15 protein-coding genes and 1 pseudogene are annotated in these 15,079 nt (G+C 69.5%); 5 read left to right on the top strand and 11 right to left on the bottom strand.

Going from position 1 to position 15,079, the window contains the following annotated elements:
* Positions 1-7: 7 nt before the first annotated feature.
* Positions 8-1,330 (bottom strand): ComEC/Rec2 family competence protein, encoded by a 1,323-nt coding sequence (locus tag AS857_RS00275; protein ID WP_058041038.1) that lies wholly within the window; start codon positions 1,328-1,330, stop codon positions 8-10.
* A 41-nt stretch (positions 1,331-1,371) separates the two neighbouring features.
* A complete protein-coding gene (locus tag AS857_RS00270; RefSeq protein ID WP_058041037.1) occupies positions 1,372-2,403 on the bottom strand; it encodes a hypothetical protein in 1,032 nt (343 codons plus the stop codon).
* An 859-nt stretch (positions 2,404-3,262) separates the two neighbouring features.
* On the opposite strand from AS857_RS00270, the gene AS857_RS00265 reads away from it, so the two are divergent.
* On the top strand, positions 3,263-3,754 hold the full coding sequence (locus AS857_RS00265; RefSeq protein WP_058041036.1) for a DinB family protein: 492 nt from the start codon (positions 3,263-3,265) through the stop codon (positions 3,752-3,754).
* A gap of 454 nt (positions 3,755-4,208) precedes the next feature.
* Here AS857_RS00265 and AS857_RS00255 read toward each other — a convergent pair whose 3' ends face one another.
* Positions 4,209-5,018, bottom strand: a complete 810-nt coding sequence (locus tag AS857_RS00255) for an SDR family NAD(P)-dependent oxidoreductase (RefSeq protein WP_058041034.1) — start codon at positions 5,016-5,018, stop codon at positions 4,209-4,211.
* Between the two features lie 354 nt (positions 5,019-5,372).
* Here AS857_RS00255 and AS857_RS40220 point away from each other — a divergent pair, with 354 nt between their 5' ends.
* On the top strand, positions 5,373-5,516 hold the full coding sequence (locus AS857_RS40220) for a hypothetical protein (protein ID WP_162492561.1): 144 nt from the start codon (positions 5,373-5,375) through the stop codon (positions 5,514-5,516).
* A gap of 337 nt (positions 5,517-5,853) precedes the next feature.
* Here the strand turns inward: AS857_RS40220 and AS857_RS00250 are convergent, their stop codons facing one another.
* The 6 genes from AS857_RS00250 to AS857_RS36950 form a co-directional block, all read right to left on the bottom strand.
* The gene (locus tag AS857_RS00250) at positions 5,854-6,642 is read right to left on the bottom strand and encodes an ABC transporter permease (protein WP_058041033.1); all 789 of its coding nucleotides are present in this window, start codon (positions 6,640-6,642) and stop codon (positions 5,854-5,856) included.
* Entirely contained in the window at positions 6,639-7,646 is a 1,008-nt protein-coding gene (locus AS857_RS00245; RefSeq protein WP_058041032.1) for an ATP-binding cassette domain-containing protein, read from the bottom strand. Before AS857_RS00245 ends, AS857_RS00250 begins: the two co-directional genes overlap by 4 nt.
* A 60-nt stretch (positions 7,647-7,706) precedes the next feature.
* A complete protein-coding gene (locus AS857_RS00240) occupies positions 7,707-8,555 on the bottom strand; it encodes a DUF4097 family beta strand repeat-containing protein (RefSeq protein WP_058041031.1) in 849 nt (282 codons plus the stop codon).
* 96 nt (positions 8,556-8,651) lie between these two features.
* Positions 8,652-9,170 carry a toxin-antitoxin system HicB family antitoxin gene (locus AS857_RS00235; RefSeq protein WP_058041030.1) on the bottom strand — a complete coding sequence of 173 codons (519 nt, stop codon included), beginning with the start codon at positions 9,168-9,170 and terminating at the stop codon, positions 8,652-8,654.
* A gap of 642 nt (positions 9,171-9,812) precedes the next feature.
* Positions 9,813-10,022 (bottom strand): serine hydrolase, encoded by a 210-nt coding sequence (locus AS857_RS40780; RefSeq protein WP_245699514.1) that lies wholly within the window; start codon positions 10,020-10,022, stop codon positions 9,813-9,815.
* A 457-nt stretch (positions 10,023-10,479) separates the two neighbouring features.
* Positions 10,480-10,911 (bottom strand): hypothetical protein, encoded by a 432-nt coding sequence (locus AS857_RS36950; protein WP_144440665.1) that lies wholly within the window; start codon positions 10,909-10,911, stop codon positions 10,480-10,482.
* A gap of 160 nt (positions 10,912-11,071) precedes the next feature.
* On the opposite strand from AS857_RS36950, the gene AS857_RS00220 reads away from it, so the two are divergent.
* Together AS857_RS00220 and AS857_RS40775 are read left to right on the top strand one after the other, a co-directional pair.
* A complete protein-coding gene (locus AS857_RS00220) occupies positions 11,072-11,884 on the top strand; it encodes an IclR family transcriptional regulator (protein WP_058041027.1) in 813 nt (270 codons plus the stop codon).
* A 22-nt stretch (positions 11,885-11,906) separates the two neighbouring features.
* Positions 11,907-12,266: pseudogene (locus tag AS857_RS40775) on the top strand (MmyB family transcriptional regulator); the annotation flags it as partial.
* 47 nt (positions 12,267-12,313) lie between these two features.
* Here AS857_RS40775 and AS857_RS00210 read toward each other — a convergent pair.
* A complete protein-coding gene (locus tag AS857_RS00210; RefSeq protein ID WP_058041025.1) occupies positions 12,314-13,876 on the bottom strand; it encodes an MFS transporter in 1,563 nt (520 codons plus the stop codon).
* Positions 13,877-13,969: 93 nt separating this feature from the next.
* Here AS857_RS00210 and AS857_RS00205 point away from each other — a divergent pair, with 93 nt between their 5' ends.
* Complete coding sequence (locus AS857_RS00205; protein WP_058041299.1) at positions 13,970-14,323, top strand: winged helix-turn-helix transcriptional regulator; 354 nt, start codon at positions 13,970-13,972, stop codon at positions 14,321-14,323.
* A 78-nt stretch (positions 14,324-14,401) separates the two neighbouring features.
* On the opposite strand, the gene AS857_RS00200 is transcribed toward AS857_RS00205, so the two are convergent.
* Entirely contained in the window at positions 14,402-15,016 is a 615-nt protein-coding gene (locus AS857_RS00200; protein ID WP_245699513.1) for a malonic semialdehyde reductase, read from the bottom strand.
* Between the last annotated feature and the right edge of the window lie 63 nt (positions 15,017-15,079).

Here is a 15,079-nt window from a genome sequence, read left to right as displayed (position 1 = left end):
TCGTCCGTCAGGGTTCGTGCCAGAACCGGTAGTCGCCGGGGTTGGGGGCGTCGAAGACCAGGTGCCAGTCCACGGCCGTCCAGTCGCGCTGGGGGACGGGCCGGTAGGCGGGGATGCGTTGTCCGTCCCGCGCGCGCACTCTGCGTTCGGGCGATTCGAGTTGCACCTCGGCCTTGAAGTTCGACGTGAAGATGCCTTGCTCGTACGTGGCCGGGTAGTGACCTCTCAGGCTGTTCCGCCACAGCATGCCGGGGTCCCGGTACACGCCGATGTCGTGCCGCAGGGCCTGCTCGCCCGGTGTCTTCCCGAGCTGGGGGGACGTGGGACGCAGGTCCCTCCAGGCGGGGAGGACGACATTGGCCAGATGACGGGCGGGTGGGTGCCCGGTCTTCCCTCCGAACAGTTTCGCCCCCGCGCTGGCGAGGAGGACGTCGGGGCGAATGTGCTTGATCCACTCTTGGGAGGTGGACGTGGCGCTGCCGTGGTGCCCCATCTTGAGCCAGCTCATCCTGGTGCGCCTCAGCAGGGCGGCGTCTTCGGGGAACATCTCGTGCATCGTCATGATCCACTTTTCGGTCTCCATCGTCGTGTCCGACATGAGATGGAGCTTCTGCCGCACCCCTCCACCCAGGTCGGCCCCGGAGAGCAGCATGGCGATGCCGCTGGCGTTGGACCAGACGCCCTTGGCCTTGCGGTTCTGAAACTGTTTGACCTTTCTGGAGGTGGGCGTGAAGGCGGTCGACGCGACGACGTGCAATGTCTGCTTCGTCCCGCGCAGGAGCATGGGCTCCGGCCTGAAGCAGCTCATGGGCATGCCCAGCTCGGTCTCGAGCCGGTTGGTGCCGTTTCTCAGCTCTTCCGGGTCCCTGAGCAGCGTCTGGATGAATTTCTCCCCCTCGGCTTCCCAGTACTCTTCGTAATAGCCCGAGTACCAGACCTTGCCGATGCCGACGGCGAGCCTGAACCGGCCGGTGGAGTCGTCACGTTCCCCGATGACCCGGGACAGCAGGTTGAAGTGGTCGATGTCCGGGTGCGAGAGGACCAGGTGGTTCAGGCGGTTCGGCCGCGGAAGCCTCTCCAGGTAGGGGCGGATCTTCTCCCTGATGCGAGCGCCCTGCAGATCCCGCTGCCTCTCCTGGGTCCAGGGGACCGTCTCGGGCCGCCCGTCGTGTCTGATCATCTGCGTGGATCCGCAGTCGATCAGGACGGCGGCGATCCCCTCACGCCGGCTCACCGGCGGAATGCCGCCGTCCTGAGTGGTGGGCTTGTAGAAGTAGAGAAACGTGCAGTCTCCCTGGCCCACGTTGAAGAAGATCACTTCGACCGGCATCCGGCCCTCCCCTCGGCGCCGCCCCCGCTTCCTGCGGGCATTCAGGCCCCTGCCTTCGGGTCCGGGACGGGCAGCGGAATTCCCTCCCAGCCCGGGGTCTCCTCGTTCCAGCGCGCCTTGTAGGTGTAGGACCGCAACTTGAGGTAGTAGTGCTTCTTCGTGCTCGGGCGGAAGACCGTGAGCCAGGACGACGAGTACGGCGGGCCGCCGTCGTCCCGTTCACCGGATGGATTCATCCGTGCCTGACAAATGAGGACGTCACCGTTGGAATGCACGCTGACGGCCTTGAGCTCGTGCATTCCCTTCGGGGATCTGAATCCCTCGAGGAGGTTCTTCTCGGCCGGCTCGAAGAGTCGTTCCATCTCCTTCTTCGAGGCGGCTCCCAGCGCCATCGCCTTGTCGATGTCGAAGAGGAAGCAGCGCAGGTCCGTGGTCACGAGCAGTTTGCCCTGACCGGGGATGGGGGCGAAGTCGTGGGGGCCTTCCCGCCATCCGAAGTTCGCGTGGGCCGGATCGTCGAAGCCCGGCAGTTCCAGCGAGTCGGGCAGGGGGAACACCATGGGATGCCCCAGCGGCCGTGCCGCATCCGGACGCAGCGGATAGGCGCACAGCACGCCGTAGGCGTGCTCCTGCTCCTCGCAGGTCAGGTACGGGTCCTTCTTCGCCTTCTTGTCCAGGTACTCCCAGGACGCCGGCCACACGCTCGCCCCCAGGGCCCAGAGCAGGTTGCGCTTCCCGTCCCACTTCAGGGCATGGCCGGAGGCGAGTGAACACTGCTGCACGACCTCGGCGCTCCCGTCGGGCAGGAGCTTCCGGACGGTCAGTCCTCGCGTTCTGTGGCCGCTGTCGGCCGACACCATGTAGGGGCCGGGGATCAGCTCGGCGGCGTGTTCGTTGTTCCTTTCCCGGACGCTCCAGCGCACCTGCCGGCCGGCCAAGGAACCGACGGAATCGGTGAGGCGGAGATCGACGACGGCTTTCGTCCATCCGCACATCACCACGGCCTGCCGGTTCTTGTGAAACCGGACGTCGGTGCAGGTGGTTCGCTTGTTGCCGTCCTGTTCAACCTCCACCTGGAGGAGTTCGGTGTACTCGCCGGCCCTTGTCTCGGCGACGATGATTTTCCCACCGGTTCCAGTGACGAATGTGCTTTCGAATGGGTCTGCTGGTGGTTCGAATCCGTTCTCGGTCACTCGGGAAAGTATGGACTTGACCGGCCGGGACATACGGTGCGAGATCGGCGCGTTCCGTAATGTTTTAGTCAAGGGCGTGCGGGGTGCGAACGGGGTGCACCGGATCTGCCTGGGCGCGGCGAACTCCCTGTACCGGGACGCGGGGTGGCGGCGGCTTCATCGGCCAACCTCTGCCACCCCCGCCGTCTCCGCGTGGTCCGCGTTCCGGTGTCCGGCCCTGCCGCCTGTCGGCGTCGGCGTACGGACTTCACTCCCCAGCTGCGCACGCATGGACGTCCCCAGCTGTTAGGCCACTTCGGTCTCGCGATCGAGATCACGTCGCAGTGGTGCAGGAGCCGGTCGAGGACGGCAGTGGCCAGAACCTCCGGACTCGTGCCGGTTGGCGGGGTAGGGTTAAGTCCAACGGGACCTCTACGGCAGGCCGGACGCACAGTCCGAGAAGAAGCCGGCCTCGTCGTCTCGCAGGCCCGGCTGCTGATCGTCGGCGACACCCCTCTCAGCCAGGAAGCCCTCTCGGCCTCCGATTCGTGTTCGACACCGAACCGATCGGTTCGGCCCCGCTTCCCCGCAAGCCAGCGAAAATCATCGCCGCCTGCTGGCCGGCTCGCCGGATCCGGCGTCATCGCCCGCCACACCGAAGTTGGGCAGCATCGCCTCGACGCGGCGTTCGGTCGGAACATCGACAGCACAATCGATCGAAACCTCGAAGCCCAACGCTGTCCACGAAAGGACACACGCCATGAACAACCCGACTCGCACCACCGGCGGCCCCGAGCGCCAGCTGCTCGAATACATGCTCGACCACAATCGGGCCGAGCTGATCGACACAGTGCGCGGCCTGTCCGAAGCAGAAGCCCGCCGCCGTCTCGTCCCGTCCATGACGACGTCGATCGGGCTGGTCAAACATGCCGCGTTCGCTGAACGGAACTGGTTCCAGCGCGTCCTGGCAGGACTACCGGACTCCGAATGCGACGGCGCGATGGTGGGCGAGGCCAGTTTCGTGGTCGGTGACGACGAGACGGTGGCCGACGTGATCGCCGAATTCGAGCGCGCCAGCAACCGCGCACGAACGATCGCCGCGGACATCGACCTCAATGCCACCCGACAGCACCCTGTCTTCGGCACCGTCAGCCTGCGATGGATCTACCTGCTCATGATCCAGGAATTCGCCCGCCACGCCGGCCACAGCGACATCCTGCGCGAGCAGACCGACGCCGCCCGCCGGACTTGAGCCGGACCGCCAGGATCCCGCCCAGGCAGCCCCACGGCGGGCGTCGTCGGCCGCACCGAATCGGCAGACGAAACACTTTTCCTCTTGGCGCACTCAGGTCAAGCGCTCCCAGAGGATGATCCGCTCGAAGGCGGCCCCGAGCACCGGCAGGAACCGGTCCGGTGCGGCGAAGTAGCTGTGGCCAACGGAGCCAGCGCCCCGGGGGCCACGGCGCGTGGGTCGCCGCCCATCACGACGTATCTCGCGCAGAAGGCGCCCCGGCCCCGGGGAACCGGCGGGAAACCGGGACGCGAACGCCCAGCCCCCGCCCCCGGTGCCGGGTGCGGTCTGAGGCAGCAGCTCGATCACAGGGATCCACTCCGTGGGCGTGCGAAGCGGGCGGCACGGAACCATTCCCTGGTCCCCCGCCGCCCAGGTCCTCCTTCAGGGCATTCGGGCTTTCGGTTACGGGGCCTCAGGCGGCTTTGGCGACCAGCTGGTCGGCGAGCTTGCACAGGCGGCGGACCGTGCGGTCCTCCATCGCCACCGGCGCGGCCGGAGAGAGCGCGGTGCGGTCGTAATAGGCACCCTGGACGATCTCGGTCGCCGGGTCGCACAGGCGCGCAACGCGCTGCGCGCCCTCGACGGCGGAATCGCCCTCGTGCGCGTAGAGCGGGAGCAGGGCGGTGTCGCAGATGCCGGGGTGAACGCTGACGGAGGTCCAGGGCGCCTTTTCGCGGGTGGAGATCGTCAGGGCGAGCTGGGACTGGGCGTAGGCGGCGAGCCGGGAGTAGCGCTTGGCGCGGTGGGGGTCGTTCCAGGCGATGGAGGCCGTGCGGTGCATGGCGGAGGAGACGTTGACGACGCGGCTGCCGGGCCGGGCGGACAGCGGGTCGGACAGCTCGTGGGTGAGGAGGTAGGCGGCCAGGAAGTTGACCTGGAGAGAGAGTTCGTTGCCGTCGGCGGTCATGGTGCGGCGCTCGGGAGCGGCGACGGCCGCGTTGTTGACCAGGACGTCCAGGGCGGGGTGCCCGTCGGCGATCCGGGCGGCCATGCTCCGTACCTCATCGAGGCGGGAGAAGTCCGCGACGGCCAGGCACAGGCGTGAGGCGTCGGCGCCGGAGGCCACCAGCCGGTCGACGGCGTTCTGCCCGGATGCCACGTCCGGCGCGTGCACGATGACGGTGCAGCCCCGGCCCTCGAGCAAACGGGCGGTCTCCCAGCCGATGCCGGAGGTGGCGCCGGTGACCAGCACGGTCCGGGAGGCGGGCGAGACAGAAGACATGATGATCCACTCCGGGATATGGGCAAACGCGACAGCGCTCCACCGGGCGGCGGAGTTGTCGTGCGAGCGGGAAGGTGTCACCAGGCGCTCGGGGAGCGCCGGCGAGCAGGTGGAAGCGATCGATGCGGTGCGGCGGCAGCAGGCCTCAATCCGAGGACGAGGCAGTGTCGCTCAGAGCACCGCGTTCACCGCACTGACAGCGAACAGCGCGCGGCGCTCGGCGACGCCGTATGAGGCGGCCGGTCGTCATGGCGCAAAGAGCTGTTCACATCACCCAGTCAACGAGGCCGCCGCCCCGGTTTCAACCGGCACACCGCATTCCTGACGCCGCCCTGATACGGGGCGGCCCCGGCGTTGCATACAGCCGATTGGCGATCGGCAGGGCCGGCCCTGCCGATCTTCGCTTCGGACCCGCTGTCATCGGTGGCGTACGCCACCCAGGAGATCCTGCTGGTGCTCACGCTGGGCGGGCTGGCGTATCCGCACTTCACCCAGTAGATCGCGGTCGCGGTCGTGGCGCTGATGACGGTGGTGGTGCTCTCGTAGCGCCAAGTGGTGCATGCCTACCCGAGTGGCGGCGACTCGCGGCCACCGCACCACGTCGTAAGAATCGCTCGGGGAACTTGACGGCGAGCACGAGGTAACCCACCAACGCTGCGGCGACGCTGAACGGACGTGGGTGCAGCGTGAGTTCCGTCCGACGGTGCCCGCGGCCCCGGGCCTGGCAGGCGGCCGGGAACGCGGACGGGGCGGCGTACGCCGACGGGGTGTCGGAGTGCGCCGCCCTCGGGCGGGACGAGCTACGGAAGGCGGCCAGCCCCCTCGGTCGTCCCGGCTACTTCGGATCGCGGTTGAAAACCGCCTTCGACCAGAAGTAGCCGAGCGCGGAGAGAGCCAGGCACCAGGCGACCGCGAGCCACCCGTTGTTGCCGATCTCGGTGCCGAGCAGCAGGCCGCGCAGGGTCTCGATCGCCGGCGTGAACGGCTGGTACTCGGCGATCGGCTGGAACCACCCCGGCATCGCGTCGACCGGGACGAAGGCGCTCGAGATGAGCGGAAGGATGATCAGCGGCATCGCGTTGTTGCTGGCCGCCTCGGCGTTCGGGCTGACCATGCCCATCCCGACCGCGATCCAGGTGAGCGCCAGGGCGACCAGCGCCATCAGCCCGAAAGCCGCCAGCCACTCCAGAGCCGTGGCATTCGTGGCCCGGAAGCCGATGGCCACGGCGACGACGCCCACGAGGACCACGCTCATGACCGACTGCAGCACGCTGCCGATGACGTGCCCGATGAGCACCGAGCCACGGTGGATCGCCATCGTACGGAAGCGGGCGATGATGCCCTCGGTCATGTCGTTGGAGACGGACACCGCGGTCCCGACCACGGTGCCTCCGATGGTCATCATCAGGATGCCCGGCACGACGTAGGCGATGTACTCGGAGCGGTCGGCGCCGCCGCCCATGCCCGCGCTCATCACGTCACCGAAGATGTAGACGAAGAGCAGCAGCAGGACGATCGGCGTCAGCAGCAGGTTCAGGGTGAGGGACGGGTAGCGCCGTGCGTGCAGGAGGTTGCGGCGCAGCATCGTGGACGAGTCGCGCAGGGCGAGGGAGAGGGAGCTCATCGGACGGCCTCCTTCGGCAGGTTCGGCTGGTTCGGCTGGTTGGAGCCGGTGAGGGCGAAGAAGACGTCGTCGAGGTCGGGGGTGTGCACGGTCAGCTCGTCCGCCTCGATGCCGGCGGAGTCCAGCCAGTCGAGGATGGAGCGCAGCTCGCGCTGGCTGCCGTCGCTGGGGATCTGCAGCGACAGCGCCTCGTCGTCCCCGGTGACCTCGCGCAGCGCGGAGGCGGCGGCCTGGTACGTGACCGGGTCGGAGAACCGCAGCCGCACGTGCCCGCCCGGGATGAGCCGCTTCAGTTCCTCGGCAGTGCCCTCGGCGGCGATCTTGCCGTCGTTCAGCACCGCGATGCGGTCGGCGAGCTCGTCGGCCTCCTCCAGGTACTGGGTGGTGAGGAAGACCGTCACTCCCCCGGAGACCAGCTCGCGGATGATGCCCCACATGTTGTGGCGGGAGCGCGGGTCGAGGCCGGTGGTCGGCTCGTCGAGGAAGATGATCCGCGGCTTGCCGACCAGGGTCATGGCGATGTCGAGGCGGCGCTTCATGCCGCCGGAGTAGGTGGAGGCGGGCTTCTTCGCCGCCTCCACCAGGTCGAAGCGCTCCAGCAGCTCGGCGGCGACCCGCCGCCCCTCGCGCTTGGACAGGTGGTGCAGGTCCGCCATGAGGAGCATGTTCTCCTCACCGGTGATCAGCCCGTCGACTGCGTAGAACTGCCCGGTGACGCCGATCGCGGCGCGCACCCCGTCCGGTGACCTGGCGATGTCGTGGCCCGCGACCTGGGCCTGCCCGCCGTCGGCGGTGATGAGCGTGGACAGGATCTTCACGACGGTGGTCTTGCCGGCGCCGTTGGGCCCGAGCAGCGCGAAGACCGAGCCGGCCGGGATGCGCAGATCGATGCCGTCGAGGACGGTCTTGTCACCGTACGACTTACGCAGACCGACGGTGGAGACGGCGGCCGGCGACGCGTGACCGTCGACCCACCTGGGCGTGGGTATGACAGAAGAAGGCATGAGGCCCTCCGTTCGAAGGCTGAAGTAAGTGGGGGACGGGGCTGGTTGAGGATGTGCTGCTCAGGCCTTGGCGCGGAGGATGTCGATGTTGCCGTACCGGGTGCGGGCGCGGACCTCGACGGCGTCCTCGGTCTTCTCCGGGGCCTCGGACGCGGTGAGCATGTTGCGCACCTGGCCGGAGCCCGAGCTGACGTCGAGCCAGGCGGCGGTGCCCTCGCGGATGCCGATCTCGATGGCGCCGTAGGAGGTCTCCAACTGGACGGTGCCGCGGGCCACGTCACCCACGCGCACGGCGCCGTGGGCGGTGGCGGCGGTGACCGAGGCTTCGGCGCACGCAATGATGATGTCGCCGTTGGCGCCGCGCACCCGCAGGTCGCCGGTCGCGGCGCCGATGGTCGTGGTGCCGTGCGAGTTCTTCAGGACGGCGGAGCCGTCGACGGTACCGACACGCAGGCTGCCGGTGCTGGTGGTGATCTCGGCCGTGCCCTCGACCCGGTCCACGGTGATCGAGCCGTGGGAGGCGGTCAGCGTCAGCGGGCCGGTGGTGCCGAGGCGGACGTCGCCGGACGAGGTCTTCACGTGGACCTCGCCGAGCCGGCCCTCGCCGAGCACCTGGGCCCAGGCGCCGGTCATGTCGACGCGCGAGCCCGTGGGCAGTTCGACCGCCACGTCGACGATGCCGGGGCGGCCGAGGCCGAGCAGATTGCCCTTGGGCGTCCTGACGGTCAGGACGCCGCTCGCGTACGTGACCTCGGTCTGGTCGGCCGTCCGTACGTCCCGGTCCTTCTTCGGGTCGCGGGGCCGCACCTCGACGACGGTGTCGAGGCGGTCTCCCGCGGTGAACCGGATGGAACCGGCCTCCACGTGCGCCGTGGCCGAGATCGGTTCGGGAGTGTCGAAAGAAGGCATGGCTGTCCCGTCCTCTTGAGTCTTTGGGGCGTCCCCGTTGGTGGGACGTGGTGTGGGTGGAGTGGTGCGGGTGAGGTGGTGCGGGCGGGGGCGCGGCTAGCGCACCCAGCCCGTGAGATTCTGTCCGACGGTCTGGGTCTTCTCCGTCGTACGCGGCCGGGTGCCGCCGCCGACCGCGGTCGACACGGTGCGCACCAGCCACGCGTTGACCGACAGGCCTTCGCGACTCGCGGCCTCCTCGGCTCGGGCCTTGAGGTGGGCCGGCAGACGCAGGTTGACGCGGGCGGTGCCGCCCTCGTCGCCATCGGCCGGGGCCGGGGTCGTGAACGGTTCGAGGGGCGTGGCCGGCTCCGCGGGGGCGCCACCGTCGGTGGGCCGCAACGTCACCACGAAGTCGGGGTCCAGCCCGCGCAGCCGTATGTCGACCGAGCCGGGGGCGAGCTCGCGGGTGATCTCGTCCATCGCGGCGGAGAGCACATTGAGCATGGCCAGACGGGTCGCCGACTCCAGAGGAGCGGTGAGCCGCTCGGCCAGCTCGCGGGCATCTTCCCCACCGGCTTCGGCGGCCACCGCGAGTTCGCGGCGGAGGGTGTCGACATACGGCGTGAGGTCCATGACGTCATCATGGCAGCGCTATGGCGCCATACGCAAGTCCGAATGGCGCCTTGCGTTGCCGAGCGTGGGAGCGATCGCCCTGAACTGCGGAAAGGGGAAGGGATCAATCTGAGTCGCTGCGGCGCCATCCGTGCCCATGCGCTTTCGGGATGGCGGAATGGCGCCGGGCACCATCGGACGGCGCCAAGCTGCGCCATACGGCGTCAGGTGGCGCCACAGGATGCCGCAGGAAGGCGGCCTGTCCTCGCCTCGCAGTCTGCCGCTGGGCCGAGCCCACCCGAGGCGGCACAACCAGACTCGCGGCCCCCTCGGTGCGTACCGGCGGGGCCGGGCGACGTCGACCTTGACCTGCGCTCCGATCGGCAGGCTGTTGGCCGCGCTGATGAATCTGCCGTGCTCATATCGGTCTGGGTGAGCAGGATTCCGGTGAGCTGGTTGTCCGGGTCGGCGTACGTCGTGGTGCCGGTTCCGCCGTCCCCAGCCGAACTGGCCGATGGGCGCGTAGTCGCCGCGGTAGGTGCGCACCGCCATCCCGAAGCCCCAGCCGCCCGCCCTGCATCTCGAGGCCGAGCGGCACCTGGGCGTTGTCGGTCACGGCGTCTCGAGCGGCTTGCTGCTCGGGCGTGAGGCGGTTGGTGGTCATCAGCCCGCAACGGCGGACCGGGACACGCTGGGCGGCAGCCGGTCGATCTTGTCGGCGGGCACGTGGAAACCGGTGTCCTTCATCCCCAGCGGATCGAGGATGCGCTCGCGCAGGAACGTCTCGTACGACTGGCCCGTGACCCTCGCGACAAGCACGCCGAGCAGGTCGGAGCCGATGTGATACCCCCACTGCTCGCCAGGCTGGGACATCAGCGGAAGCGTGCCGAGGCGGCGCATCCACTCGTCCGGCTCGGGCAGCGGCGCTCCGCTCGGGTACACAGAGATCGGCCGGCGCCTGGGGCAACGGCGGACCGGGCGCACGAAGCCACGCGGCAGCGTGCGCGCCGGCACAAGCAGGCTCAGTCTCCGGCACCGCCGGTCCCCGGCAGCGGCCATGGACGTGACCCCCAAGCGGTCCAGGACTTCACGAAGTCCTTCACCACTCTCCTCGAACACGCCGCTGACCTGGTCCAGCGGCTTCGTGTCAGCCCGGCGAGCGCCGCGAACGCTACGTCATCGACGATGCGGCAGAACCGAGCCGCCGCCCGGATCCCCGGGCGACAGCAATGGTCTCTCGCCTCCGCCGTGCTTTCGGTGCGGGTCCATGGAGCTGTGCGCACCGTCGGCGCCCCTTGGCCCAGACCGCTCGCGCTCGGTCGGAACTCGGTCACCAGCGGGTGATGCCCATGGTCTTCGCCGCGTCGTGGATCGCTATGTAGTGGTAGGGCGACATGCCCGACTGCTTCAGCGGAAGGTTCTTGTCGTGGGCCCGGTACTCGTCCCGCGCGCAGGCCAGCAGGTTGACGCCGTACCTGGCCGGCACGCCGGTCGTGCCGTGGATGGGGTGGGACTTGGCCGCGGTCATGCTGCCGGCCTTCGCCAGGATGCTCCGGGCCTGGTTGTAGGCGGCAGGACTGATCTGGACCGGGTTCCCCGCGCGGGGACGCAGCACACGGCGGCCGTCGGTCTCCTTCTGGACGGAGTTCACCTTGTCCGGGCCGGCCGCCGGACGGTCGCTCTTGGCGCCGACAGCGCCCGCCTGAGGGACGGCCACGGCAAGGGCCGCAGCCGCTACCGCGACGGCCAGTCCGGTACGCATGGCTGACTTCATCACTGCACGTCCTTTTCTGGTTGACGATGCCGGCGCGAGACCCTGAAGGGGCTTGCCCGACGCGGAAGATGCTCGCGGGTCTGTCGGTGACGGACCACCCCTGGTTTCATTGGGTGAACCCGTCCGGCCCGATCCGCGGGAGCTTGCGGTGAACAGCTCGCACGACGGCAGCGGCACGAACGAGGAGCGGCCCCGCGTCCGCGGACACCGCCCGGCCCACGGCGAGCCCCTTCTGGACCGGGCCTTTCGCTTGCTCACCTGCTTCGGGCCGGACGCCCCGGTGCTGTCCCTGACCGCCCTGGCCGCGCGGGCGGACCTGCCCAAGGCCACCGCGCTGCGCATCGCCCGCCGACTCGTCGAGCACGGCGCCCTGGAGCGCACCGACTCCGGCCACTACGCCATCGGCTTACGGCTGCTGGAAATCGCCACCGTGGCACCACGCGGCCACGGCCTGCGCGCCATCGCCCTCCCCTACCTGCAGGACCTCTCCCACGCCACCCGTCAGCACGTACAACTGGTCGTGCGCGAGGGCCTGGAAGGCGTCCTGATCGAACGGCTGTCCGCGCACGACGCCCAGCGCGTGATGTACCGGGTCGGCGGCCGGATGCCGCTGCACGCCACCGCCCCCGGGCTCGTCCTGCTGGCGTTCGCCCCCGCCCAGGTGCAAGAGGACTTCATGGTCGCCGACCACCCGGCCGACGAGGACAACCTGATGGGAACGGCCGAGGCGCTGCGCTCCCGGCTCGCGGCCATCCGCCGCGACCGGTTCGCGGTCTTCTCCCGCCCCCAATGGGACACCCTCATGACCGGCGTCTCCGCACCCGTCCTCGACCGGCACCACACCACCATCGCCGCCATCTCGGTCATCACTCCGTCCGAACAGAGCCAGTCGGCCGCGCACATCCCCGCCGTGGTGGCCATGGCCCGCGCCATCACCCGCGCCATGGCCACCGATCACTGACATCGGGGCGTCACCCCATCCGCTGGAGCGCGACCGCGGCGCCCAGCCCTCGGAGCAGGCCCTGGCCGCCCTCGCCCGGGAGCTGCGTCTGGGCGGCGACGAACGCGACCACCTGTTCCACCTCGCCGGCAGGCCCGTGCCTCCGGCGGTACGCGGCCCGGCCGCGAGCTTCACCTACCGCTGGTCCACCGACCCCGCAGCCCGCGTCCTCGACCCGCCCGACGACCACCCGCACCACTCCTGTGCCTTCGTCGCCGACCTCCAGGCGGTCGCCGCACGGCGCGGGCACGACAGTGGGGTGGCCCGGACGGCGACCGTACTGCGGCGGCGCAGCTCGGAGTTCGCCACGAGGCGCCGCCCAGGTGGAACTGCTCTCCGTCGTCGGCACACAGGACTCCCGTGGTACCGGACCACCATGAACATGGCGGGTCAGGGTGACACACGCCCCGCCTTGCGGGGGCGCAGCACGAAAGCCGCGAGCACCGCGGTGAGGGTCAGCCCTCCCGCGGCGATGGCGGCCACCGCGGTGAAGCCCTGGTCGTAGGCGTGCCGGGCGCCTGTCAGGATCTGGCGGGCCGTGTCCGCGTCGAGGCCGTCGGCCACGTCCTCGGCCCCGCCGAAGGACTGTTGCGCGACGGACCGGTCGTGGGGGGTCAGGCCGGTGAACGAGGGCAGCGTCAGACGGTAGGTGGCGGTCAAGGCCGTGCCGAGGACGGCCACGCCCAGACCGGCGCCGAGTTCGAAGGACGTCTCCTGGATCGCGGCGGCCTCGCCGGAGCGTTCGGGTGCCGCGGCGCTCATGATGGAGTCGGCGCCCAGCGTCATGACGACGCCCGCCCCGTATCCCGCGACGAGCATCGTTGCGATGAGCGAGCCGTAGGCGCCGCTGTCGCCGACCGGCACCAGCAGGAACAGCGCGGCCGCGAAGGCGGCGAGGGATCCGGTGAGCGACCACCGGTTGCCCCATCGGGCGGACAGCCAAGGGGCCGTCGCGGCTCCCACGGCGTTGGCGGCGGCCAGAGGCATCAGGGCCAGCCCGGCGCGCAGCGGCGAGTAGCCCCCGGTCTGCTGGAGCCATTGGGTGAGGAAGAACAGCAGGGCGACGTAGCTGCCGAAGCAGCTGATGACGCACACGGTGGCCATGGAGAAGCGCCGGCTCGAGAAGAGGGAGAAGTCCAGCAACGGCTCGGTGAGCTGTCGCTGGCGCCGTACGAAGAGGTACAGCAGGAACGCTCCGGCCGTGGCGGTGACGGCGACGGGCCAGGGCACGCTGAAGTGCTCGCCGGCCCTCTTGAGCGCGTACACCACCCCCGCCAGGCCCGCGACCGACAGGGCCACGCTGGCCACATCCCAGTGGCGGGGCGCGGAGTTCTTCGATTCCGGGATGACCCGCGCGCCCACGACGAGGATGACGAGGACGATCGGGACGTTGACGAGGAAGACCGCACCCCAACCCCAGCGCTGGGTCACCAGGCCTCCCACCAGCGGTCCGACGGTCGCGCCCACGCTGTGCGCCGCCGTCCAGACGCCGATGGCGACGGCCCGTTCGCGGTCGTCGGTGAAGACGACCCTGATCACCGCGACGGTGGATGCCATGATCATGGCCGCGCCGACGCCGAGCGCGACCCGGGCGGCGATCAGCTGGGGTGTGGTCGTGGAGAACGCGGCGGCGGCGGAGGCCAGGCCGAACAACGCGAAGCCGCTGAGCACCATGCGCTTGCGGCCGATGCGGTCGCCCAGGGTTCCGCACGTCACGAGCAGGGAGGCGAGCGTCAGGGAGTACACGTCGACGATCCACAGCAGCTGCACACCGCTGGGGTGCAGGTCCCGGGTCATGCTCGGTACGGCCACGTGCAGCACGGTCAGGTCGATGCCGCACAGGAGCAGGCTGGTGGAGAGCACTGCCAGGACCGCCCAGCGCCGCGTCGGCGTGACGGGGTCGGCCGGGGGACGGGACGAGGCTGTGGGCGCCGGCGCTTCGCTCTTCGACATGACTGCACTATCGGCCGCTACCGCCGTACCGTACAAGTACGGTCATGAATGTGCCGTAGTACCATTCTGTATACCGACTTGGGGGTGGACTCGATGCGGGACAACATCCAGGACGCACCGGATTACTGCGCCGTTGAGGCTGCAATGGAGGTGCTCGGCGGCCGGTGGAAGCTGGCGATCCTCAAGCAACTCCTCACCGGAACACAGCGCTTCAGCGAACTGAAGCGTGCTCTGCCGCGCATCACCCAGCGCATGCTCACTCGTCAGTTGCGAGAGCTGGAGGCGGACGGGCTGGTCACGCGGACCGTGCACCGCGAGGTGCCGCCGCGCGTCGAGTACGCGCTCACCGAGGCAGGGCGGAGCCTGGACGCCATCACGGCTCAGCTCGACGCATGGGGACGCTGGTACCGCGATACGCATAAAAAGTTGGCCGCCGCGACGGCGTAGTGGTCGGTGCCGCAGGGGCGCCCCCGAGGCCCGGGGCTCGCGCCCGGGCGGGGCGTCCTCGTCAAGGACGGGCTCGGCTCAGGCCGTGGTGAACACCTGCTGGAAGTCCAGGCGCGGGCCGCGGGAATGCCGGACACCCTTGGGCGGCCAGCCGATGTTCACCACGGCCAGCACGAAATGCGCGCTCTCCGCGAAGAATTCCTTGTTGATGCCGATGGCGTCGAAACCGGACATCGGCCCCGCTGCCAGTCCGGCCGCCCGGATCCCGACGATGAAGTAGGCGACTTGCAAGGCACCGTTGAACTCGGCTGACCGTTCCCGAACGGCGGGGTCGGCGTAGAAGCGCGTGGCCGCATCCGGGAACAGGGGGAATTGTTCGGGGAGTTCGGTGTGGAAGTCGCGGTCTCCCGCGAGAATGGCGACCAGTGGTGACCGCGCGGTCTTCTCGCGGTTTCCGCGAGCCATGTGCCCGACCAGCTTCCGGCGGGCCTCGTGGGAACGCACGAGCACCACGCGCAGCGGTTGCTGGTTGAAGGCGGTGGGACCGTACTTGACCAGGTCGTAGACAGCCTGGATGGTCTTGTCGGTCACGGGTTCGTCGGTGAAGGTGTGGGTGGAATGTGCCTGCCGGAACAGCAGATCCTGAGCCACGGTGTCCAGTCGTAGCGCGGAGCCGGGCGGTGTCATCGGCATGTCTCCTGCGTCAGTCGTCCGGCCTGCCGTGCCCGCCCGGAGATGCGTCGAGCCGGGCGGGCA

Origin of the sequence: Streptomyces roseifaciens (genome assembly GCF_001445655.1) — a bacterium.
Taxonomy (GTDB): domain Bacteria; phylum Actinomycetota; class Actinomycetes; order Streptomycetales; family Streptomycetaceae; genus Streptomyces; species Streptomyces aureoversilis.
Note: the sequence above shows the minus strand (reverse complement) of the source record. Positions and strands in the feature narration are given on the sequence as shown.

What these genes read in the sequence shown, in the direction of transcription:
- AS857_RS00255 (WP_058041034.1), bottom strand. Translation starts at nt 5,018, where the DNA reads ATGTCTTCTGTCTCGCCCGCCTCCCGGACCGTGCTGGTCACCGGCGCC.
- AS857_RS00275 (WP_058041038.1), bottom strand. Translation starts at nt 1,330, where the DNA reads ATGCCGGTCGAAGTGATCTTCTTCAACGTGGGCCAGGGAGACTGCACG.
- AS857_RS00245 (WP_058041032.1), bottom strand. Translation starts at nt 7,646, where the DNA reads ATGCCTTCTTCTGTCATACCCACGCCCAGGTGGGTCGACGGTCACGCG.
- AS857_RS00210 (WP_058041025.1), bottom strand. Translation starts at nt 13,876, where the DNA reads ATGTCGAAGAGCGAAGCGCCGGCGCCCACAGCCTCGTCCCGTCCCCCG.
- AS857_RS00205 (WP_058041299.1), top strand. Translation starts at nt 13,970, where the DNA reads ATGCGGGACAACATCCAGGACGCACCGGATTACTGCGCCGTTGAGGCT.
- AS857_RS00200 (WP_245699513.1), bottom strand. Translation starts at nt 15,016, where the DNA reads ATGCCGATGACACCGCCCGGCTCCGCGCTACGACTGGACACCGTGGCT.
- AS857_RS00250 (WP_058041033.1), bottom strand. Translation starts at nt 6,642, where the DNA reads ATGAGCTCCCTCTCCCTCGCCCTGCGCGACTCGTCCACGATGCTGCGC.
- AS857_RS00240 (WP_058041031.1), bottom strand. Translation starts at nt 8,555, where the DNA reads ATGCCTTCTTTCGACACTCCCGAACCGATCTCGGCCACGGCGCACGTG.
- AS857_RS36950 (WP_144440665.1), bottom strand. Translation starts at nt 10,911, where the DNA reads ATGCGTACCGGACTGGCCGTCGCGGTAGCGGCTGCGGCCCTTGCCGTG.
- AS857_RS00265 (WP_058041036.1), top strand. Translation starts at nt 3,263, where the DNA reads ATGAACAACCCGACTCGCACCACCGGCGGCCCCGAGCGCCAGCTGCTC.
- AS857_RS40780 (WP_245699514.1), bottom strand. Translation starts at nt 10,022, where the DNA reads ATGTCCCAGCCTGGCGAGCAGTGGGGGTATCACATCGGCTCCGACCTG.
- AS857_RS00235 (WP_058041030.1), bottom strand. Translation starts at nt 9,170, where the DNA reads ATGGACCTCACGCCGTATGTCGACACCCTCCGCCGCGAACTCGCGGTG.